At 33.0% G+C, this 22,949-nt stretch carries 18 protein-coding genes; 11 read left to right on the forward strand and 7 right to left on the reverse strand.

Annotated elements, in window-relative coordinates; all coding sequences use genetic code 11:
- The first annotated feature begins 20 nt into the window (after positions 1-20).
- Both ACNC7R_RS20805 and ACNC7R_RS20810 read left to right on the forward strand, forming a co-directional pair.
- Positions 21-1,412, forward strand: a complete 1,392-nt coding sequence (locus ACNC7R_RS20805) for an NADH-quinone oxidoreductase subunit N (RefSeq protein ID WP_417942926.1) — start codon at positions 21-23, stop codon at positions 1,410-1,412.
- A 160-nt stretch (positions 1,413-1,572) separates the two neighbouring features.
- Positions 1,573-2,346, forward strand: coding sequence for a Bax inhibitor-1/YccA family membrane protein (locus ACNC7R_RS20810; RefSeq protein WP_417942927.1), 774 nt, complete (start codon positions 1,573-1,575; stop codon positions 2,344-2,346).
- A 50-nt stretch (positions 2,347-2,396) separates the two neighbouring features.
- On the opposite strand, the gene ACNC7R_RS20815 is transcribed toward ACNC7R_RS20810, so the two are convergent.
- The 4 genes from ACNC7R_RS20815 to ACNC7R_RS20830 all read right to left on the reverse strand — a co-directional run bounded on the left by ACNC7R_RS20815 (position 2,397) and on the right by ACNC7R_RS20830 (position 9,224).
- A complete protein-coding gene (locus tag ACNC7R_RS20815; protein WP_417942928.1) occupies positions 2,397-2,912 on the reverse strand; it encodes a PAS domain-containing protein in 516 nt (171 codons plus the stop codon).
- Positions 2,913-2,990: 78 nt separating this feature from the next.
- Positions 2,991-4,073 carry a DNA polymerase IV gene (gene dinB / locus ACNC7R_RS20820; protein ID WP_417942929.1) on the reverse strand — a complete coding sequence of 361 codons (1,083 nt, stop codon included), beginning with the start codon at positions 4,071-4,073 and terminating at the stop codon, positions 2,991-2,993.
- 1,184 nt (positions 4,074-5,257) lie between these two features.
- Complete coding sequence (mfd, locus tag ACNC7R_RS20825; RefSeq protein ID WP_417942930.1) at positions 5,258-8,623, reverse strand: transcription-repair coupling factor; 3,366 nt, start codon at positions 8,621-8,623, stop codon at positions 5,258-5,260.
- A complete protein-coding gene (locus ACNC7R_RS20830; RefSeq protein WP_417942931.1) occupies positions 8,616-9,224 on the reverse strand; it encodes a hypothetical protein in 609 nt (202 codons plus the stop codon). Before ACNC7R_RS20830 ends, mfd begins: the two co-directional genes overlap by 8 nt.
- Before the next feature lie 292 nt (positions 9,225-9,516).
- Between ACNC7R_RS20830 and ACNC7R_RS20835 the strand changes: the two genes are divergently transcribed.
- Complete coding sequence (locus tag ACNC7R_RS20835; RefSeq protein WP_417942932.1) at positions 9,517-10,455, forward strand: L-threonine 3-dehydrogenase; 939 nt, start codon at positions 9,517-9,519, stop codon at positions 10,453-10,455.
- 72 nt (positions 10,456-10,527) lie between these two features.
- Here ACNC7R_RS20835 and ACNC7R_RS20840 read toward each other — a convergent pair whose 3' ends face one another.
- Entirely contained in the window at positions 10,528-12,408 is a 1,881-nt protein-coding gene (locus ACNC7R_RS20840) for a M1 family metallopeptidase (protein ID WP_417942933.1), read from the reverse strand.
- 79 nt (positions 12,409-12,487) lie between these two features.
- Positions 12,488-14,107, reverse strand: coding sequence for a S8 family peptidase (locus ACNC7R_RS20845; RefSeq protein WP_417942934.1), 1,620 nt, complete (start codon positions 14,105-14,107; stop codon positions 12,488-12,490).
- A gap of 213 nt (positions 14,108-14,320) precedes the next feature.
- Here ACNC7R_RS20845 and ACNC7R_RS20850 point away from each other — a divergent pair, with 213 nt between their 5' ends.
- Positions 14,321-16,504, forward strand: a complete 2,184-nt coding sequence (locus ACNC7R_RS20850) for a LamG-like jellyroll fold domain-containing protein (protein ID WP_417942935.1) — start codon at positions 14,321-14,323, stop codon at positions 16,502-16,504.
- A gap of 154 nt (positions 16,505-16,658) precedes the next feature.
- Entirely contained in the window at positions 16,659-18,029 is a 1,371-nt protein-coding gene (locus ACNC7R_RS20855) for a T9SS type A sorting domain-containing protein (RefSeq protein WP_417942936.1), read from the forward strand.
- Positions 18,030-18,091: 62 nt separating this feature from the next.
- Here ACNC7R_RS20855 and ACNC7R_RS20860 read toward each other — a convergent pair whose 3' ends face one another.
- Positions 18,092-18,949 carry an MBL fold metallo-hydrolase gene (locus tag ACNC7R_RS20860; protein ID WP_417942937.1) on the reverse strand — a complete coding sequence of 286 codons (858 nt, stop codon included), beginning with the start codon at positions 18,947-18,949 and terminating at the stop codon, positions 18,092-18,094.
- Between the two features lie 338 nt (positions 18,950-19,287).
- On the opposite strand from ACNC7R_RS20860, the gene ACNC7R_RS20865 reads away from it, so the two are divergent.
- From ACNC7R_RS20865 to ACNC7R_RS20890, 6 genes are all read left to right on the forward strand, one after another.
- On the forward strand, positions 19,288-19,617 hold the full coding sequence (locus ACNC7R_RS20865; protein WP_341691883.1) for an iron-sulfur cluster assembly accessory protein: 330 nt from the start codon (positions 19,288-19,290) through the stop codon (positions 19,615-19,617).
- Positions 19,618-19,710: 93 nt separating this feature from the next.
- Positions 19,711-21,159, forward strand: coding sequence for a Fe-S cluster assembly protein SufB (gene sufB / locus ACNC7R_RS20870; protein WP_417942938.1), 1,449 nt, complete (start codon positions 19,711-19,713; stop codon positions 21,157-21,159).
- 18 nt (positions 21,160-21,177) lie between these two features.
- On the forward strand, positions 21,178-21,384 hold the full coding sequence (locus ACNC7R_RS20875) for a DUF2683 family protein (protein ID WP_417942939.1): 207 nt from the start codon (positions 21,178-21,180) through the stop codon (positions 21,382-21,384).
- Positions 21,375-21,647 carry a Txe/YoeB family addiction module toxin gene (locus tag ACNC7R_RS20880; protein WP_417942940.1) on the forward strand — a complete coding sequence of 91 codons (273 nt, stop codon included), beginning with the start codon at positions 21,375-21,377 and terminating at the stop codon, positions 21,645-21,647. The genes ACNC7R_RS20875 and ACNC7R_RS20880 overlap by 10 nt, the downstream gene beginning before the upstream one ends.
- A gap of 12 nt (positions 21,648-21,659) precedes the next feature.
- Positions 21,660-22,406, forward strand: coding sequence for a Fe-S cluster assembly ATPase SufC (gene sufC, locus ACNC7R_RS20885; RefSeq protein WP_008466070.1), 747 nt, complete (start codon positions 21,660-21,662; stop codon positions 22,404-22,406).
- Between the two features lie 84 nt (positions 22,407-22,490).
- Entirely contained in the window at positions 22,491-22,880 is a 390-nt protein-coding gene (locus tag ACNC7R_RS20890; RefSeq protein WP_417942941.1) for a four helix bundle protein, read from the forward strand.
- The last annotated feature ends 69 nt before the right edge of the window (positions 22,881-22,949 follow it).

Consider the following 22,949-nt stretch of genomic DNA (forward strand, 5'->3'; position numbering starts at 1 on the left):
CCTAAATCAAAAAAACAAAAATGAATACATTAATAGCTATAACAGGATTAGGTGTTTTCTGCCTATTGTTTGAAATTCTAAATTTTAGAAAAGGCATCATTCCGTTTACCATTTTAGGTTTATTGGGTGTATTGGCCCTTAATTTTTATGAATTTGGATCAACAGAAAGTTACTACTATAACATGATAACAGTGAGTAAATTCTCTACTGCTTTTTCATCATTGTTTATCATCTTAACTATTTTTCTTGTAGCGTTAAGCCATAATTTTTATGAAAACCATCAGACAAAACTTTCTGATTTTATCGCCATAAAAATATTTTTACTAGCAGGAGCTGTTGCGATGGTTTCATTTGGAAACTTAGCGATGTTTTTCCTTGGAATTGAAATTTTGTCTATTGCACTTTATGTACTTGCGGCAAGTGACCGTTTGAATCTGAAAAGTAACGAAGCCGGTATGAAATACTTTTTGATGGGATCATTCGCATCAGGAATTATCTTATTCGGAATCTGCCTAATTTACGGAGCAATGGGAAGTTTCGATTTAGTTGAAATCAGCGAATTTTCTTTATCTGCCGAATTGCCCATCTGGTTTCCTATCGGAATGATTCTGGTAACAATCGGAATGTTATTTAAGATAGCCGCAGTTCCTTTTCATTTTTGGGCTCCGGACGTTTACGAAGGCTCACCTGCCTTAACAACAGCTTTAATGAGTACTTTGGCAAAAGTCGTAGCCATTGCAACTTTATTTAAATTAATTTCTGCTTTAAATTTAATACCGTCTTTAGAAAATCAGAACCATTTACACACTTTCGAGAATATCATAGTGATTATTTCTATCGCTTCTATGACCGTTGGAAACATCATGGCATTGCGTCAGGTAAATGTTAAACGTATGCTTGCTTTCTCAGGAATTTCTCATGCCGGTTTTATGCTAATGACTTTCTTAACTGTAGCTACTTCTGCAGGAGTTTTATTGTATTATACTGCGGCTTATGCTTTGGCTGGGATTGCTGCTTTTAGTGTAATTTTATATGTATGTAAAAATCAGGACAACGAAGATATTACCAACTTTCACGGTTTAGGAAAAACAAATCCGCTTTTAGCAGCAATATTAACCGGTTCCTTATTATCTATGGCCGGGATTCCAATTTTCTCAGGATTTTTTGCCAAACTATTTTTGTTTAATCAGACGATTCAGGCTGGTCATATTATTTTAGTAATAGTAGCCGTTATCAATTCTATCATTAGTGTTGGTTATTATTTCAAACTGATATTGGCTATGTATTCAAAAGAACCAAATCAGGAGCGTACCGGAAAACCATTTCTTATTTATGCTGTAGCTGTTATTTCAATTACTCTTAATATTATTTTAGGTTTATTCCCATCATTAGTTTTAGACTTATTGAATTAAAAACATTCAATCCAATATATCAAATCCATCCCCGCAAGGATGGATTTTTAGTTTTAAGATGAATTTATTCAGAAGAAAAAATCATGTTAAAAAATTTGCAGAAACAATTGAACATCGAAAAAACTACTTATATTTGAGTACAAATAAATGTATTAGAAATATGAACTTCAATTCGAAAAATCCATTTTTAAGCGACAAACGTTTTTCTTCAAACGCTGTTTCTAAAGCCGAAGAAGTGCATCACGCACAAATTATTGATTACAATCAGGATATGACTATATCCGGAACTATCAATAAAACAGCTATTTTATTCTTATTGTTATGTGCCGGAGCAATGCTGACTTGGTGGATGGCATTTAACGGAATGAACGCAATGCTGCCGGCTATTGGTGGTGCTATTGTTGCCTTTATTTTAGTTTTAATTTCAGCATTCAAGCCACAAGCTTCTCCTTATTTAGCTCCTGGTTATGCTTTCTTTGAAGGTCTGTTTATCGGAGGTATTTCTGCCATTTTCGAAGCTAGATTTCCCGGAATCGTCATTAATGCTGTTGGAGCAACTTTAGTTACGTTTTTAGTTTGTCTGGGATTATATAAATTTAAAATTGTAAAAGTAAATGAGCAATTCAGATCTGTAGTTATTGCTGCTACGCTGGCAATTGCAACTTACTATTTAATTTCGTGGATTGTTTCTATGTTTACAAACTACACGCCTGTTCATCATGGAAATTCATTGATGAGTATCGGAATTAGTGTTTTTGTAATCATTGTTGCTGCACTAAACCTATTTTTGGATTTTGACCAAATTGAAAAAGGTGCACAGCAAAGAATGCCAAAATTTATGGAATGGTATGGTGCTATGGGATTGATGATTACCTTAGTTTGGTTGTACATCGAATTCCTTAGATTATTATCAAAATTTGCAAGCAGAGATTAATTTCTTCCCAATAATTTAAAAGCCTTTTTGAAATTCTAAAAAGGCTTTTTTTATGCCGCTTTTTCAAACGCTATAAAATGTGATAAGGCTCCTCTATTATTAAAAACCGGAAAAGCATTAATTTTACATTTATAAGTTTCCCCACTTTTTTTATAATTTAAAAGTGTCTTTTCAAAGGGGATTTGTTTTTCTATAGCAATTTTAATTTCTTTTAAAACTGAAGCTGAAGTCATAGGTCCCTGAAACATTTTTGGAATTTTTCCCAGAATTTCTTTTTCTGTATATCCCGTCATTTTCGTAATTCCTTCAGAAGCAAAAATTATCTTTTGTTCTGAATCTGTAATCAACACAACTTCATCTTTCAAGCGTTCGTTAATTTTTAAATGAGTTATATCCCATTTAAATTTATGGGAAATATTCTTGATTCTTTTTAAGTCGGAAGAAAATGTTTTCAGTTCATTTATCGATTCATAATGAAAATCCCAGCAAAGTATTGGAACTGAATTGGAATTCAGGCGTGCTTGGGATTCATCAAAATTTTTTATATGGTCATTTACAGAATTCATAAAAACAATTTATATTCAAAATTAGTCGAAAATATTTTTAAACACACCTTTTTTTGTATTTAACATGTTTGAATTCATCTAAAAGGCAAATTTCAACTGTACAACTACCGCTTTTTTTTGTTCTGTATTGAGGTTACTCAGGGAAATCCCCAATAATCTTACAGAATCTTTCATTCGTTCCTGATATAGCAGTTCTTCAACAGTTTCCAGGATTAAGCTTTTATCAGAAATAAAATAAGGTAACGTCTTGCTTCTGGTTTGTTGGGTGAAATCACTATATTTAATTTTAAGCGTGACCGTTTTTCCTGAAACGTTGTGTCTTTTCAATCTCTTTTCCAACGAAACAGCTATTTTTTCGAGCTGTTCCAGCATAAAAATTTCTGATGTCAAATTAACATCAAAAGTATGTTCTGATGCAACAGATTTAGTATTTCTTGAAGACTTTACTTCGCTATTATGTATCCCTCTAACAACGTAAAAATAAAACTTACCTGATTTCCCAAAGTGCTTTTCTAAAAACTCGAGCGATTTGTTTTTTAAATCTAATCCTGTAAAAATACCCAATTGGTACATTTTTTCTGTTGTCACTTTCCCAACCCCGTAAAATTTTCTGATTGGCAGTTCTTCTAAAAACGGAATTACCTCATCTGGATTTACCGTCTTCTGGCCATTAGGTTTATTGTAATCACTGGCAATTTTAGCTACAAATTTATTTATAGAAATGCCTGCAGAAGCTGTCAGCCCAACTTCATTTAAAATTCTTAATCGGATTTCCTGAGCCAATAAGGACGCACTTGGATTTCCTTTTTTATTTTGAGTTACATCAAGATAGGCTTCATCAAGCGAAAGCGGTTCAACCATATCCGTGTATTCATGGAAAATTTTATGAATCTTAGACGAAATTTCTTTGTAACGGTCAAAACGAGGCCGGACAAATATAATTTCGGGACAATATTTTTTGGCCAAAACACCACTTATAGCACTTCTCACACCAAATTTTCTGGCTTCATAGCTTGCTGCGGAAACTACTCCCCTATTCTCTGAGCCTCCAACTGCAATAGGTTTTCCACGCAAAGCAGGATCATCCATTTGCTCTACCGAAGCATAAAAAGCATCCATATCGATATGGATTATTTTTCGATAAATTGGAGTTTCAGACATACTACAAATTTAAAGAAGAACTCCTAATATGCGCTATCAAAACCGTTCAAATGTTTTTCAGGAAATTTAAATTTTTATTGGATTCCAAATAAAAATCGTTTTTGAAACTATTAAAACAAACCACCTGCTTTTAAAATATCTCAATAAATTAGATACTTATTTTTAATTATTAAAAAATTAAACAACAAAAAAAATAAAATAAGTTTTTTTATATATGAATAATTGCGAAAAATATTTTTATATATTTGCTATACCAAAACAAATTAGACTATAGATTTTGATAGAAAAAACATTCATTGATATCAAGAAATAAGCACAAATAATAATCGGTAAAGTGAACTTGAAAATCACAATCGGAAAATTAAACATTACGAAAGAAAGGCATGAGTTCTTGAAACAAATCATAATAGAACCGGCATCTCTATAAATATTATCAGAAAACAAAAGGCACGCATGAAATATATGCAAGCATTATGGTTTCATGATGAACTATCTAAACCAAAAAACCAATTGACCAATTAAATCACCTTTACCCGGGTGATTTTTTTTACTTTTGAAATTCGTACTTAAATTGATTAATAAAATGAATGCAGTACACCATAATCTATTCAATTAGTATAACTATAAATTTTCCAATCAGAATCAATAAAATAGGAATAAAGAAGAGAAACATTTGATATAAAAATTCTTGCCAAGTAGATTGTATAGATTCTTTTTCCGTAGAATATTTTGTATAAAAACACAAGTGTCTATTGTACTTTGCTAAAATTCTTTTATCAAATATTTTATAAGCTATTAAATAACATATTGGTCCTAACGATACAAAACAGTTTATCATCTGTTCTTTTGAATCTATATCGTCTAACAGTAATGAAAAAGGCAATAATACCGCAAAAATAAATAATGTTTTGTAAGTTTTACTATTTCTCAATACTCTATGAATTTGCATGATGCTCATGAAACTTGTAAAGAAAAAAGAAATAAAAATTACTATTATTAACATATTTTAGATGTAGTTACGCTGTTCATTATCAACATAAAAATTACTAAATTCTCTAACTTAGCCCCGATAGGACTGGAAATCCTTTTGTGTATCGTTTTTTTACGATACACAAAAGATTGTGAAGGGATAGCGGGATTGATGTTCTGTTGAAACGAAATTATCTGCTTCTAAAAATAAAAAACTATTCTTCAAATAGTTCCATCAATTCAAGTGCGCGTTTTATTGACTTGACATTATCAAAAGTCAGTAACAAACGTAATCCGTTTACGGTTTGTTTTTCTTTCATTTTGCAGAGTGAGCTTTGTTTTTGAACAAAATTTAATACGTTTCTAAACTTAGCCGACTGGTAATAATCAGATTGTTGGTCTGAAACAAAATAACCAATCATTTTGCCTTGTTTAAGCACCAATTTTTCGATTCCGACTCTCGTTACAATCCATTTGATTCGAATACTGTTCAATAAAGCAACGGCAGGTTTTGGCAATGGTCCGAATCGGTCGATTAGTTTTTTCTCGAATTCCTGTAATCCGGCTTCGTCTTTTATCGTGCCTAATTCGTTGTATAAAACTAAACGTTCTGAAACGTTATTAATATATTCATCCGGAAATAAAAGCTCAAAATCGGCATCGATCTGAATGTCTTTTACGTATTCTTTTGTATCAATATTATTCTCTTCCGGATATAAATCTTTGAATTCATTTTCTTTTAATTCTTCGATGGCTTCGTTCATGATTTTTTGGTACGTATCAAAACCAATTTCATTAATGAAACCACTTTGTTCGCCGCCTAATAAATCTCCGGCACCACGAATCTCCAAATCTTTCATGGCAATGTTGAAACCACTTCCGAGTTCGCTGAATTGTTCCAATGCCTGAATACGTTTTCTGGCATCTTCGGTCATGGATGAATACGGCGGACAGATGAAATAACAGAAGGCTTTTTTGTTGCTTCGCCCTACTCTACCACGCATTTGATGCAGATCTGACAATCCAAAATTGTTGGCATTGTTGATGAAAATCGTATTGGCATTTGGAACGTCCAAACCACTTTCGATGATGGTTGTGGCGACTAAAACATCAAAATCTCCATTCATGAAACCTAACATCAATTCCTCTAATTTGGCGCCTTCCATTTGTCCGTGACCAATTCCGACTCTTGCATTTGGCACCAGACGCTGAATCATTCCTGCCACTTCTTTGATATTTTCGATTCGGTTATTAATAAAGAAAACCTGTCCGTTTCGTTGAATTTCATACGAAATCGCATCACGAATAATTTCTTCATTAAAACCAACCACATTCGTTTCGATCGGATAACGATTTGGCGGAGGCGTAGTAATTACCGACAAATCTCGTGCTGCCATTAATGAAAACTGAAGCGTTCTCGGAATTGGCGTCGCTGTTAACGTCAACGTATCGACATTTGCTGCTATCGTTTTTAATTTATCTTTTACGTTTACTCCAAACTTTTGTTCCTCATCGACAATCAATAAACCAAGATCTTTAAAAACCACATTTTTGTTTACCAATTGATGTGTTCCAATAACGATATCTAGTTTTCCATCGGCTAAATCTTTTAAAGTCTGTGCTTTTTGCTTCGCTGTTCTAAATCGGTTTAAGTAACCAATTGTAACTGGCATATCTTTCAAACGTTCGGAAAAAGTTCTATAATGCTGATACGCTAAAATAGTGGTCGGAACCAAAACTGCTACCTGCTTGCTGTTGTCAACCGCTTTAAAGGCAGCACGAATCGCAACTTCCGTTTTACCGAAACCAACATCACCACAAACCAAACGATCCATAGGACGGTCGCTTTCCATATCGGCTTTTACTTCCGCTGTTGATTTCATCTGGTCTGGCGTATCTTCGTAAATAAAAGAACTTTCTAATTCGTTTTGAAGATAACTGTCTGGCGCAAACTGAAACCCTTTTTCTAAACGACGTTTGGCATACAACTGAATCAAATTGAAGGCAATATGTTTGACACGAGCTTTGGTTTTTTGTTTTAAAACCTTCCAGGCGTTCGAACCCAGTTTATAGATTTTCGGAGGTGTTCCGTCTTTTCCGTTGTATTTTGAAATTTTATGCAGCGAGTGAATGCTCACATACACAATATCATTATCGGCATACACCAATTTTATAGCTTCCTGCGTTTTACCTTCCACCTGAATTTTCTGCAGTCCGCCAAACTTCCCGATTCCGTGATCGATATGCGTTACATAATCGCCTACAGAAAGTGCGGTTAATTCTTTTAAAGTGATATTCTGCTTTTTAGAATAACCATTTTTGATATTGAATTTATGATAACGCTCAAAAATCTGATGATCCGTATAAGCCGTTATCTGGTTTTCTTCATCAATGAAACCCTGGTACAAAGGCAATACAATGGTATGATATTGCTTGCGGATATTTTCTGAATTGGCTTCATCTAAACTTTCAAAAATATCGTGAAAACGTTTTGCCTGTGTATCATTCGAACAAAACAAATAATTGATATATCCGTTAAAATGATTTTCGCTTAAATTATTCAGCAATAAATCAAATTGTTTGTTGAAAGATGGCTGAGGCTGAATATGAAATTCGAACTTTTTAGTGGTTTTATAAACGGGTCTTGAAGACAATTCTACAACTGAAAAGTCCAGAGATCTTTTTATAAACGACGTCTGATTTAAAAACAATTGTTCTGGCGTAGCATGTTTTATTTCTTTCGACAATTTTTCAAAAGCTTCTTCTGCCCTTGCGAATTGTTTGTCTAACTGACTGAAAAGGCCGTCTGTATTTTGGATAAAAATTACCGTTTTTTCTGCAATATAATCTAAAAAGCTTTCACGGTTTTCCTGAAAAAGTTTGTTTTCAACATTCGGGATAATCGTTATTTTTTTATGCGCTTCAACCGATAACTGTGTTTCAACATCAAAAGTTCTGATGCTGTCTACTTCGTTTCCAAAAAACTCAATTCGGTAAGGATGATCGTTTGAAAAAGAAAATACATCGACAATTCCTCCACGAACCGAAAATTCTCCCGGTTCTGTAATAAAATCCACTCTTTTGAATTCGTATTCAAATAAAACTTCATTGATAAAATCAATCGAAATTTTATCGTTTAAAGCCACTTTTAAAGTGTTTTTATCGAGTTCCCTTCGTGTAACCACTTTTTCAAAAAGTGCTTCCGGATACGCAACAATTACAGCTGGTTTTTTTCGTGAATTGATTCGGTTTAAAACCTCGGCACGAAGCAAAACATTCGCATTATCAGTTTCATCTACCTGATACGGACGACGGAAAGAGGCAGGGTAAAACAATACATCCTCTTCTCCAATCATTTGTTCCAGATCGTTTAGATAATATGCAGCTTCTTCTTTATTGTCTAAAACAATCAAAAAAGGCAGTTCGGTTTTTTTGAAAACAGACCGGATTATAAATGAAACAGCAGATCCCAACAATCCGCTGATGTTCATTTTTATCTGATTTCCTTCCTGTAAATCTGATGCAATCTGCTGTATTTTTGGCAGATTGTCATACGTAGTATATAAGGCGTTTTTACTCAACTTTAGGCAAATTTTGGTCTATTGGTGGCATCGAATTCGGGATTGCTCGTGCTGTATCTAACATTCTTAAAAAATCGGACTCCCCTTCTTCTTGCGGGATTTTGCTTTTTTCGACAATTTTATCCATCTGTCTTTGTAATGAAACCAGTTCTTTATTGATTTCTCCTATTAGGAAAGTAACTTTTTCATCCGGAATTTTTTGCAAGTGAATGAATAAATCCATCATTTTTACTTTGGTAATCAAAATAGAAATTCGGCTTCTGATTTGTGGCTGATTGAATTGTGCCGGAATATTATCTTTTAATGCCATTGCTTTTTTTGCAATAGCAGCAGATTTTTTTTGAAATGCGCCAATCGTTTTTCGTGGTTTTCCGCCCAGCTCTTTTAAAAATTCGCGCCATTCTTTCCAGTCGGTAACGTTTTTTTCTGAAACTTCATTGATGGGTTCGTCAATAAATGACCATTCTTTATTGATATTATTAAAAATGATTTCTTTCTTTTTTGCCTCTTTTTTATTTTCTGCAAGACGTCTTTCATTTTCATCCTGACAGGAGCTCAGTATAAAAACGAAAAGCAGAGAAAGAGCTATTTTATATTTCATATAGTAAAAATTTATTTTTTAATGCTCTTATATGGTATCACCTTGTTATTTATTGTTGTCTGAACAAACTTTTGTTAATGGCGATTTCACTTGGTAAGACATTAAGCTACAAAGTTACAAGTAAATTTATAATTATGAATTTTGATTTACAACCATTTTATCTAAGTCTACAAAACTTTACCGAAATGGATTAAACAAAAATTAATAATATTTGTTGATAAATTCATAATTTAACAATATAAAAACAACCATTATTTACGAATAAACTATATTTGCTCTTTAAATATATCCAATGAATCCAAAAATATTAATTATTGGCGCTTGTGGTCAAATCGGAACAGAGCTGACTCAGAAACTTCGTAAACTGTACGGAACAGAAAATGTAATTGCTTCTGATATCCGAAAATTAAATACAGATGTGGTTAATTCAGGTCCGTTTGAAGTCATTAATGCTTTGGATTTTAATCAAATTGAGCATCTCGTAGAAGTGCATCACATTACTGACATTTATTTAATGGCCGCTCTTTTATCTGCAACAGCCGAAAAAAATCCTGCTTTTGCGTGGGATTTAAATATGAATTCGCTTTTTCACGTTTTAAATTTAGCGAAAGCAAAAAAGATTCAAAAAATATTCTGGCCCTCCAGTATTGCTGTGTTCGGACCCACAACTCCAAAAGAAAACACACCTCAATACACGATTATGGAACCTTCAACCGTTTACGGAATTAGTAAACAAGCGGGAGAAAGATGGTGCGAATACTACCATAATATTTACGGAGTTGATGTTCGCAGTATTCGTTACCCCGGTTTAATCAGCTGGTCGACTCCTCCGGGCGGCGGTACTACAGATTATGCCGTAGATATTTTTCACAAAGCTATTGCCGATAAAAAATACGAGTGCTTTTTATCTTCTGAAACTAAAATGCCGATGATGTATATGGATGATGCCATTGATGCTACAATTAATATTATGAAGGCTTCTGTTGAAGAAATCAAGATACACTCTTCTTATAATTTAGCTGCTATGAGTTTCACACCAACAGAAATTGCTGCTGAAATCAAAAAACATATTCCGGAATTTGAAATCACCTACAATCCTGATTTCCGCCAGAAAATTGCGGACAGCTGGCCAGCAAGTATTGACGATTCTGATGCCAGAAAAGACTGGGGATGGAATCATAAATTTGATTTAGAATCAATGACCAAAGATATGCTGGAACATTTGAGTTAATTTGAGTTATTCCAAAATTAAAAAATCCCATTTAGAAATACTAAACGGGACTTTTTTATTCTAACTTGAAGATTATTTCACTTCAAAAACATTATTAGCAGGTTTCACATCAGCCATTAATCCGCTTGGATCGATAGTGATTTTTTTGATTGCCATTTTATTTTTATCAATTGTAAAACTATAGTTTGACTGTGCCCAGGCCCAATCTTCCAAAACAGTTCTTTTTTCATTTGGATTAGGGTTTGGTTTAATGAAATTCATCATTCGTAACGGAATATAAAATGTCTCCGAAGTGCCGTCTGTATAATCCACTTTTAAATCAATTGGCATTGGCATTCTTCCAATTCTTTCTAAAGTAACGGTTGTTTTTCCTGAATTATCAGCAACATCTTTTATTCCGTAATCAATTGTATTGGTTGTTTGTGTCCAATCAGTCAGATACCAGTCTAATTCTGCTCCGGAAACTCTTTCAGCCGTTCTTTTGATGTCATTTGGCGTTGGATGTTTGAATTTAAAATCGCTGTAATATCTTTTTAAAGTAGCGTCAACATTCTCTTTTCCGATAACATATTCCAACTGTGAAAGGAAAATACTTCCTTTTATGTATGATGAAATACTGTATGGACGGTTTTCATCATAACGATCACCATGAGTTGTTTGTGGCTGTTCTTTACCAGAATTTACTAAGCTGTAATAAGCCGCATAATTACCTTTAAACGGATTTGCTTCTTTTTTATCTCCTTTTAATTCATTCAAAGCGCTATCTTCAATATAAGTTGTAAAACCTTCATCCATCCAAGGGTGTTTTGATTCGTTTGAAGCTAAAATATGCTGGAACCAAGAGTGTCCTAATTCATGAGTTGCGGTTCCTAAAATTCCGTCAAGAGTTCCGTTTCCTAACATCAGCGTACACATGGCATACTCCATTCCGCCATCTCCACCCTGAATAAAGGAGTATTGTTTGTATGGATAAGCACCAACTCTGTGGTTGTAGTAATCCATAACTTTTACCATTAAAGGTTCTAACTGTTTCCAGTTTGCGGTCGTTTTTTCGTTGTTTTTGTAGAAGAAATGCAAATCGACATCATTTGGCCCTTTTACAATATCATGAGTGTATTCCTTGTCAGCCGCCCAGGTAAAATCATGAACATTTGGCGCGATAAAATGCCAGGTAAGTGTTTTTGTTTTTTTAGGATAAACCACTTTTACTCCTTCATCTTCGTAGCCGTGACCAATTGAGTTTTTATCCTGCAGATATCCTGAACCACCAATCGTGTAGTCTTTATCAATGGTGATTTTTACATCAAAATTACCCCAAACACCGTGAAATTCTCTTGCAATGTAAGGATCTGCGTGCCAGCCTTCAAAATCAAATTCAGCTAATTTTGGGTACCATTGTGACATGGAAAGCTCAACTCCTTCAGAATTATTTCTCCCAGAACGACGAATCTGTACCGGAACCTGTCCATCAAAATCTAAAGTAAAAGTCGATTTAGAATTCGGTAAAATTGGTTTTGCTAAAGTTACTTCTAAGATTGTTCCTGAAACCCTTGTCTGAGCAACGGTACCATCTTGTTTGAAGTTTGTAATTTTTAAATAACCAATTTCATTGGGTTTTAGATTTTCTATTCGGCTTTGTTTTACCTCTTTTCCATCAGTTCCTTTTGTCTTTGTTACCATTCTCCCATCCGGATCTTTTATAAAATGCAAACGGGCATCCATTTCACTTCCCGGCTGGAAAGCGTTTGGAAACAAATGATAAAATACTTTTCGCAAAGTATCTGCAGAATTGTTCGTATAAACCAATTCCTGTTTTCCTTTATACTGATAGTTTTTTACATCCATCGAAACCTCCATTTTATAATCGGCGTGCTGCTGCCAGTATGGGGTGTTTTGTGCAAAAACTGCATTTAAACCAAAACTCAAAAAAGAAAGAAGGACAATTTTTCTCATTACGATATTATTTAAAAAACTACAAGTTTACAAAAGTGATCTTGTAAACTTGTAGTTTGATTATTAAAAACGATAAAATTTATTTTTTTGACATTTTCTCAGCCATCAATAAAGCATTGTAAGCATTAACCATTTTAGCAGTTTTTGATGATTCCGCAGAAGAAACAGCTTCTGGTTTCTCTTCGCCTAAAACCACTTTTTCAGGAAGAGCCACTCCGGATTCCATTAAAATCTTTTTAACCTGAGCCGCTTTTAGCTTTGGATAATAGGAACGAATTAGCGCAGCGACACCGGCAGCATTTGGAGATGCCATTGAAGTTCCCTGCAAATATTTGTATTTATTGTTTGGGATTGTTGCATAAATTTCTTCACCCGGAGCAAAAACATCTACGTTTAATTTTCCAAAGTTAGAAAAGCCGGCTACTACATTTTGACCATACGATTTATTAATAGCTCCAATTGTTATTAGATTGTCTGCAAATTCTTTAACATTATCCTCTGAATCATTTGGATAATTAATATTTTGTTTCTCATCAATATTATAACCATCATTACCAGCTGCATGAACAATCAGCACATCTTTTTTTGATGCATATTTAATGGCATCATACACCCATTGTTTATGTGGTGAGAAGCTTTTTCCGAAACTTCCGTTAATTACTTTTGCGCCATTATCAACTGCATAACGAATTGCCAAAGCTATATCTTTATCGTATTCGTCTCCATCAGGAACCGCTCTTACAGTCAGAATTTCAACATTGTTGGCAACTCCGTCTCCACCTAAATTATTACCACGAACCTGTGCAATAATTCCCGCAACATGGGTTCCGTGTAATGCTTTTTCTTTATCCGGACCAAATACAGTATTGTTTCCGTATTTAGTACTTTTTATATCTTCTGCATTATCACCTAAAACTTTTCTTCCGTCAAAATCTTTATTTAAATTGAAATTCAATTCATCGTAAACATGTTCTCTGTAATCTTCTAATTCTGTTTCCGGATTAAATGTTGGTCCTGCATTGGTAAAAATCTGAGTCATTACCATTTTGCTTCTTGCGACTTTTGGATCAGTAGAAGTAATTGAATTTAAATCTTCGCTTTTATATTCTTTTTTATTTAAAGCTGTTTGTATGGTTTTGTGAACGTCCAGTAAAAAATCGACCTGTTCCTTATCTTTTAAAGCTTTCTCGTATTTTTCAGTATATTGAGCCAGAGCATTTTTATATTGCTCAGAACCGTCATCTCCTTTTTTAACAATACGGGTCATTTCAAGGTTTTCGTTGACAACATCTCCCAGAAAGTTCCATCCGTTAATATCATCAATGTAACCATTTTTATCATCGTCGATTCCATTGCCCGGAATTTCCTTTGGATTTGTCCATATTACTCCCTTTAAATCTTCGTGTTCGATATCAACACCGGAATCTACAACTCCCACGATTACTTTTTTACCTGTTTTACCTTGTAGCAATTCAGCATAAGCCTTATCAACACTCATTCCGGGGATTGAATCGTTGATTAAATCAAGATGGCTCCATCTTTTCAATTCATTTTCAGTAACCGGTGCTTTTTTAACAACAGCTGAAGGAGCTTTTATAAATTCTTTTGGAGCTGAAACCTGCGCTTGCAAAGTGGCGCTGCAGCCTGCTAAAACAAGTAATGCAAAAGCAGATAAATTAAGTGGTTTTATAGTATTCATGTACCTAATTATGTAATATAAGTTAAAGATGGGTCTAAATTATGCTTTTTTGTTACAAAAAACTAACTGTTAACACTGTGTTATGAATTTTGTTTCTGAAATAAATATTTTAAAATTAGCCTAAACAATTATAAACTGGACATATAACATTTATTAAATAAGGAAATGACTTATAATTTGTATCATTGCAAACTGAAACTCTTAATGAAATTTATGAAAACAAAACTACTTTTTATTCTCTTACTTGCCAATTTTTTTATTTATGCACAATCTTCAGATATTCCGGATTATATCCCTTCGGCTGGCCTTCTTGCCTATTATCCATTTAATGGAAATGCAAATGATATCAGCGGAAATGGTTCTCATGGAATTCCTGTGGATGTTGAACAAACCCAAGATAGATTTGGACAGCGCAGGAGCGCTTATTATTTCAATGGAACAAGCAGTAATATCGAAGCCGATGTAAAAAACTATCCTTTGAAAGGAGGATCACGAACCATTACGGGATGGTTTAAAGCTGATATCCCATATGTATCAGAAGAACTTGATTTTTGTCTTTTGAACTATGGAAATGTATCTGACCCGAATTATTGGTTTAAAATTAGTTTTTATCGCAAAGGATATTTAGACATACAATTTGACTCCAAAACTTTTTCATCACAGGACGATTATTTTAACAATGAATGGACATTTTTTGCAATGGTCTTTGATGACCCAACGAACACCTTTTCATTGTATATAAATAATCAATTAAAGTTAAGTGGATCTGCTGATTTGTACACTAATGGGTTTGGAAATCTTTTTAGAATAGGAAAGAATAAATCAAATAATTTCTTTGAAGGTTCTATAGATGATATCGGAATTTGGAATCGTGTTTTAACATCACAGGAAATTACTGCAATATATAATGCCCCAAAACCAATCTTATATACCTTAATTCCTGATCTTAATTTTGAAAACAAATTAATTGAATTGGGCTTTGATGAAGGGATTCCTGACGGAAAAATTCTAAAAGAGAATATCCAATCTCAAATATCTTTGAATGTATCATCAAGTAATATTTCTGATTTAACAGGAATTGAAGATTTTGAAGATTTGAAGTATTTGAGTTGTACGAACAATAATTTGACTACTATTAATCTTTCTAAAAATGACTCATTGAGAGAGTTAAATTGTGCTAATAACAAAATTTCATTATTAAATTTAGAAAAGAACTTAAAATTAGGCAATCTCTTTATATCTGATAACAAGCTATCAAGTCTCAATTTAACCAAAAATGATTCTATATATGCAATACATGCAGAGAGAAATATTTTAACTACTTTAAATGTATCTAAAAATAAAAAATTAACTTATCTTAACATTTCACACAATAAACTTTCTACATTAGATATTTCTGAAAACACATTGCTTAAAATTCTTGATATAAGCTCAAACAACCTGACGAGTTTAAATCTTAAAAATGGTAATAACCAACTTTTAGAAAATTCGGTAAATTTTACAGAAAACCCAAATCTAAGTTGCATTCAGGTTGACGATGCGGAATACTCAAACACTAACTGGGCGACTCTTAAAGATGCAACTGCAACGTATAATACCAATTGCACTGTAGAATACATAGCATTAAAAGACAGCAACTTTGAACAAAAATTAATTGATTTAGGAATTGATACCGATGGTTTAAATGGTAAAATATCCAGTTCAGATATAAGCACAGTTACTTTCTTAAACCTTTCGAACAGTAATATAACAGATTTATCCGGTATTGAGAATTTTACTTCTCTGACAAATTTGGACTGCAGTAACAATCAAATCACAAATTTGGATCTTTCTTACAATCTTCTTCTGGAGACATTGAATGCTTCTTCTAATCAAATTGCATCTCTGGATTTATCTAAAAACAGCAAACTTACTATTGTATATGTTGTATCAAATCCTCTGGTATTTTTGAATCTGCAAAACGGAAATAATACAAATATGATTATACTCAATGTAACAGATAAAAAAACAGCTGCTCCTATCGCAACCTCTTTTCTTGGACTCAATCAGCTTGCCTGTGTTAAAGTAGATGACGCCTCTTTTTCAAATGCCAAATGGTCTAAAATCAAAGAGCCTTCGACGACTTACTCTACAAGTTGTACTTTAGGGATTGAAGATTCTGTTTTTGATAAAGTTGCTATATATCCAAATCCTACCAAAGACGAAGTTAACATTACCAATATTACATTAGACAAAATAACTATCTATAATGTACTAGGACAACTGGTAAAATCTTTTACTTTAAACCCAAATAACGCCGATAATACAATCAGCTTATCCGGATTACCAAAAGGAGTTTATTTTGCATACTTAATAAATAAGGATGCAGCTACTGTTAAAAAAGTAATAGTGGAATAATTGTAATTTTTAAAAACTAAACTATCCCATTTTCTATTAAATGAAAATGGGATTTTTTTTAAGAATATATTTTTTAAAATTACATTAAAAAAATTATTAGGAAAACATCCGGTATTAAATATATTTGTACACCTAAAAAATTATATTTTAACCTATGAAAACAAAATTACTCTCATTACTATTATTCGCAAATTTTGCTATTTATGCTCAATATACCAGTATCCCGGATAATAATTTTGAAAACAAACTGATTGCCCTTGGAATTGATTCCGGAGCACCTGATCATCAGGTACTGACTAGTAGTATTGATAAATTAACTTCTATTGATATTTCAAATAGTTCTATTGTTGACTTAACAGGGATTCAAAATTTCGTATCTTTAAAAGTTTTAATTTGTAACAATAACCCATTAGCAACATTAGATATCTCCAAAAATATCGCTTTGCAATATTTGTATTGCCATTATAACACGTTGACAGCATTAGATTTGTCTATGAATACTGCTTTGAAGTTTTTATATTGCAGATCAAACCAATTAACATCATTAGATCTTTCTAATAACACCGCTTTGGAAAATTTAGATTTTCAATCGAACTCACTGACAACATTGGATCTTTCTAATAATTTCGCTTTAACAGATTTAGGTTGTAGTTTTAACTTATTGACAACATTAAATATTTCTAAGAATAAGGATTTGAAAAATTTACATTGCGATAATAATAAATTAACAACATTGGATGTTTCTAAAAATACTGCTTTAAAAACTTTAGTTTGCGATTATAATCAATTAGCAGCATTAAATACCTCTAAAAATACCGCTTTAACACAATTAACCTGCTCTTCAAATCCGCTAACATCATTAGATATTTCTAATAACACCGCTTTGGTATTTTTACAATGCTTTTATAACCCATTGACAACATTAGATTTGTCTATGAATACTGCTTTACAAAATTTATCTTGTCATTCAGGCTCATTGACAACATTAGATCTTTCTAAAAACATTGCTTTGAAAAGTTTAGATTGTCATTCTAACTCAATAACAGCATTAGATATTTCTAAAAATATCGCTTTGGAGACTTTACATTGTTATTCTAACCAATTGACAAGTCTTAATTTAAAAAACGGAAAGAATACTGTTTTAACAAATTTAAATTGCAAATCGAATTCTACTTTAAGTTGTATAGAGGTAGATGATGTTTCCTATTCAAACACTAACTGGGCAACTTCTAAAGATGCAGCAGCAACTTACAACCTAACTTGCCCAACATTAGGACTATCAGAAATCGGTTTTGAAAAAATAGCTGTTTATCCCAACCCTGTAAAGGGAGAACTACACATTGACAATAGTCCTCTTGAAAAAGCAACTGTATATGATGCATTGGGAAAACTGATTATAAAAACTAAGTTTACTAAAAACAACACTAATAACAATATTAACTTGGCAGGATTACAAAATGGTATTTATTACATTTATTTAGAAAACGAAGGAACAACTATTGTTAAAAAAATTCTAGTCCAATAAAATACAAACTCATTATAAAATTAAAACCATATTTCATTCATTAGAAATATGGTTTTAATATTTTATAAGATATCCTCACAGGTAAAAACTTCTTTTAACCTCACGCCTTTTTCGGTATGCTCAACGGTTATAATCTGGTTATGAGCATCATGCTCTAAAAACAAATAATGATTATGATCTGCGGCAGCATTTAGCATTTTTGCTTTTTCAGGCATTGTCAATAAAGGGCGGGTGTCATATCCCATAACATAAGGAAGCGGAATGTGTCCTGCGGTCGCTAATAAATCGGCACAAAAAACAATCTTTTTATTGCCGTATTGAATATGTGGAATCATTTGCTTTTCGGTATGACCGTCAACATAGTAAATATCAAAATTCAATTCTTTTGAGAAACCGAAATCACTTTCCGGTCTTTCAATAAAATTCAACTGACCACTTTCCTGCATGGGTAAAATATTTTCTGGTAAGAAAGAAGCTTTCTCACGGGCATTTGGCTGTGTTGCCCATTCCCAATGATTTTCATTGGTCCAATATCTCGCATTTCTAAAAGCAGGTTCATATCCTGTTTTATCCGTATTCCATCGAACACTTCCGCCACAATGATCAAAATGAAGGTGCGTCATAAAAACATCGGTAATATCATCTCTGTGAAAACCATATTTTGCTAAAGAATTATCCAAAGAATGTGAACCCCAAAGCGAATAATAGCCAAAAAATTTCTCTGACTGCTTATCGCCCATTCCGGTATCAATCAATATCAGGCGGTTTCCATCCTCGATAAGGAGACAACGAGCCGCAATATCAATTAAATTATTAGCATCTGCAGGATTGGTTTTATTCCAGATTGTTTTGGGTACAACCCCAAACATCGCACCTCCGTCTAATTTAAAATTTCCGGATTCTATGGGATAAAGTTTCATACGTTTAGATTTTCTAAGATGAAACAAAACTAGGAAATACAATTTTTCTATTCCTTAAATTAACAAATATTTTAATAAACTAAAGAATTTTATAGATCTGAATTAAATCTACCCCTTCTAATTATTAAGAATAACCTCAGTATAAACAACTTAAATAACTTATATCTATTTTAACATTTGTTATAATAATGTGAACCGTTATGGAAAAAGGTTTTTAAGTCGTATCTTTGCAGATAATTTCATTTCAACATTGACATACAGCACTTTAATTGTAATAATTTCATTACTATTTTTGAATCATTTAAAAGGAATGTTGAAAAAGATAAATACTATTAAAAATGATAAAAGTTTCTGATACAGCCAAAAAGAAAATCATCGATTTAATGAATGATGATGGTTTTGATGCCGCACATGACTATGTACGTGTAGGAGTAAAAAGCGGCGGATGCTCTGGTTTGTCTTATGATTTAAAATTTGACAAAACCAAAGGAGATGACGATAAAATATTCGTAGACAACGACATACAGATAGCCGTTGAAAAAAAATCATTTCTTTATTTAGCCGGAACAATTTTAGAATTCTCTGGCGGATTAAACGGAAAAGGATTTGTTTTCAACAACCCAAACGCAAGCAGAACCTGCGGATGCGGTGAGTCATTTTCGCTATAAACAATTAAACAATTGCAAAATTTAAAGATTTAATTACAGAAGTGGTTTAATTATTTAAATCCTTCTATTTTGAAATCTTTCAATAAAAAAACAATGAGCAAATACACCGAAGACGATTTAAAAATCGAACTGGAAACCAAAGAATATGAGTACGGATTTTATACCAACATAGAATCTGAAACATTTCCTATTGGGTTAAACGAAGAAATTGTAAGAGCTATTTCTCTTAAAAAAGAAGAACCAGAGTGGATGACCGAATGGCGTATTGAAGCTTTTCGTGCCTGGAAAGAAATGATTGAACCAGAATGGGCAAACGTAAACTACGAAAAACCAGATTTTCAGGCAATTTCATATTATTCAGCTCCAAAAACTGTAGATCCTAATAAAACTTTGGATGATGTTGATCCTGAATTGTTAGAAATGTACAAAAAACTTGGAATTTCTGTTGATGAACAAAAAATGATGAACAATGTCGCTATGGATATTGTGGTCGATTCTGTATCTGTAGCCACTACTTTCAAAAAAACATTGGGAGAAAAGGGCATTATTTTCTGTCCCATTTCTGAAGCTATTAAGGAACATCCGGAATTAGTAAAAAAATATTTAGGTACTGTTGTTCCTCAGAAAGATAACTTCTATGCGGCGCTAAACTCAGCTGTTTTCTCTGATGGAAGTTTCTGTTATATTCCAAAAGGCGTTCGCTGCCCTATGGAACTTTCAACTTATTTCAGAATCAATCAGGCAGGAACCGGACAATTCGAAAGAACTTTAGTTATTGCTGACGAAGGAAGTTACGTTTCTTACCTTGAAGGATGTACAGCGCCAAGCCGTGACGAAAACCAATTGCACGCTGCTGTGGTGGAACTAATCGCTTTGGACGATGCAGAAATTAAATATTCTACCGTTCAAAACTGGTTCCCGGGAAACAAAGAAGGAAAAGGTGGAGTTTACAACTTCGTAACGAAAAGAGGTTTATGCGAAACAAATGCTAAAATTTCCTGGACACAAGTTGAAACAGGTTCTGCTGTAACCTGGAAATATCCTTCTTGTGTATTAAAAGGAGATAATTCGGTGGGAGAATTTTATTCTATTGCTGTTACCAACAATTTCCAACAAGCTGATACCGGGACAAAAATGATCCATTTAGGTAAAAACACTAAATCGACTATTATTTCTAAAGGTATTTCAGCTGGAAAATCACAAAACAGTTACCGCGGATTAGTGCAGATTTCACCAAGAGCTGAGAATGCAAGAAACTTTTCCCAATGTGATTCATTATTAATGGGCAACAATTGTGGCGCACACACTTTCCCTTATATCGAAAGTAAAAATCCATCTGCAAAAATCGAACACGAAGCCACAACAAGTAAAATTGGAGAAGATCAGGTTTTCTATTGCAACCAAAGAGGTATTCCGACTGAAAAAGCGATTGCCTTGATTGTAAACGGTTTCAGTAAAGATGTTTTGAACAAACTCCCGATGGAATTTGCTGTTGAAGCTCAAAAATTATTAGAGATTTCTTTAGAAGGATCTGTGGGATAATTTTTAAACTCATTTGTTATGAATATCACTTTAAAGAATGTAAATAAAAAGGATTTTCCAATTTTTAAATCATTGGCTAAATCTCTTGGTTTTGAAATTGTTGAAGAGAAGGAAAGTCCATACAATCCTGAATTTGTAAAAGAGATTCTTGAAGCAAGGGAAGAACTTAGACAAGGTAAAGGAATAAAAATGACAATAGAAGACATTGACAAACTATGGAAATAGTTTTTTCAAGAAAAGCAGAAAATGATTTAGAGTTTTGGAGTAAATCGGGAAATAAGAAAATTTTAAAGAAAATTTCTGAATTATTGCGAGCAATTCAAGAAAATCCATTTGAAGGAATAGGCAAACCAGAACAATTAAAATATAGTTTATCTGGTGTATGGTCCAGAAGAATTGACCAAGAGCACAGATTAGTTTACGAAATTATAGACGAAAACACAATTGAAATATTAAATATCCTTTCAATGAAAGGACATTACGAATAAATAAACAAGACAATGTTATCAATAAAAAACCTTCACGCCGCAATTGGTGATAAAGAAATCCTTAAGGGAATTAATATAGAAGTTAAAGCTGGAGAAGTTCATGCGATAATGGGGCCAAACGGTTCTGGAAAAAGTACCCTTTCTGCAGTTATCGCAGGAAACGAAAATTATGAAGTTACAGACGGAGAGGTAATTCTTGACGGAGAAGATCTTGCTGATTTAGCTCCTGAAGAGAGAGCACATAAAGGTGTTTTCCTTTCTTTTCAATATCCGGTAGAAATTCCTGGAGTTAGCGTGACTAACTTTATGAAAACGGCCATCAACGAAACTCGTAAAGCAAACGGTCAGGAAGAAATGCCTGCTAACGAAATGTTGAAAGTAATTCGTGAGAAATCTGAATTGTTAGAAATCGACCGTAAATTTTTATCCCGCTCTTTAAATGAAGGTTTTTCCGGAGGAGAGAAAAAAAGAAATGAGATTTTCCAGATGGCCATGTTAGAGCCAAAATTAGCCATCCTTGACGAAACCGATTCTGGTCTTGATATCGATGCCTTAAGAATTGTGGCTAATGGAGTGAACAAATTAAAAAGCGACAAAAACGCTATTATTGTGATCACACACTATCAGCGTTTGTTAGATTATATCGTTCCTGATTTCGTTCACGTTCTTTACAACGGAAGAATTGTAAAATCAGGAGGAAAAGAATTGGCTTACGAATTAGAAGAAAAAGGATACGACTGGATTAAAGCAGAGAATTAATTTGTTTCAAGTTTCATGTTTTTTTTTAGTTTCAAGTTGAGTTATATTTTGTAAGTTTAAACTTAAATTATTTAAACACAAATTATGGCGACAATAACTCGATTTGAGGATTTAGAAATCTGGAAAGAAGCTCGAAGATTAGCAAAAGAAATTCATTTAATTGCAGTTCATACAGAGTTAAGATCAGATCTCAGATTTAAAAATCAAATAAAAGATTCTTCGGGTTCTGTAATGGATAACATTGCAGAAGGTTTTGAAAGAGATGGAAATTTAGAATTTCGACAATTTTTATCTATCGCAAAAGGTTCAGCCGGAGAAACAAGATCTCAATTATATCGCGTTTTTGATTTTGAATATATTTCAGAAGAAAAATTCGAAGCTTTAAAAAAGGATTATGAAAATTTAAGCGGTAAAATAAAAAACTTTATCGCTTATTTAAATAAAAAAGATTTCAAAGGAAATAAGTTTCAGTAGAAAACATGAAACATTAAACCTGAAAAATACGGATTCATAAGGAATTAAGTTCCAACAGGCAACCTGAAA

Source organism: Flavobacterium adiutor (assembly GCF_048282555.1).
Taxonomy (GTDB): Bacteria; Bacteroidota; Bacteroidia; order Flavobacteriales; family Flavobacteriaceae; genus Flavobacterium.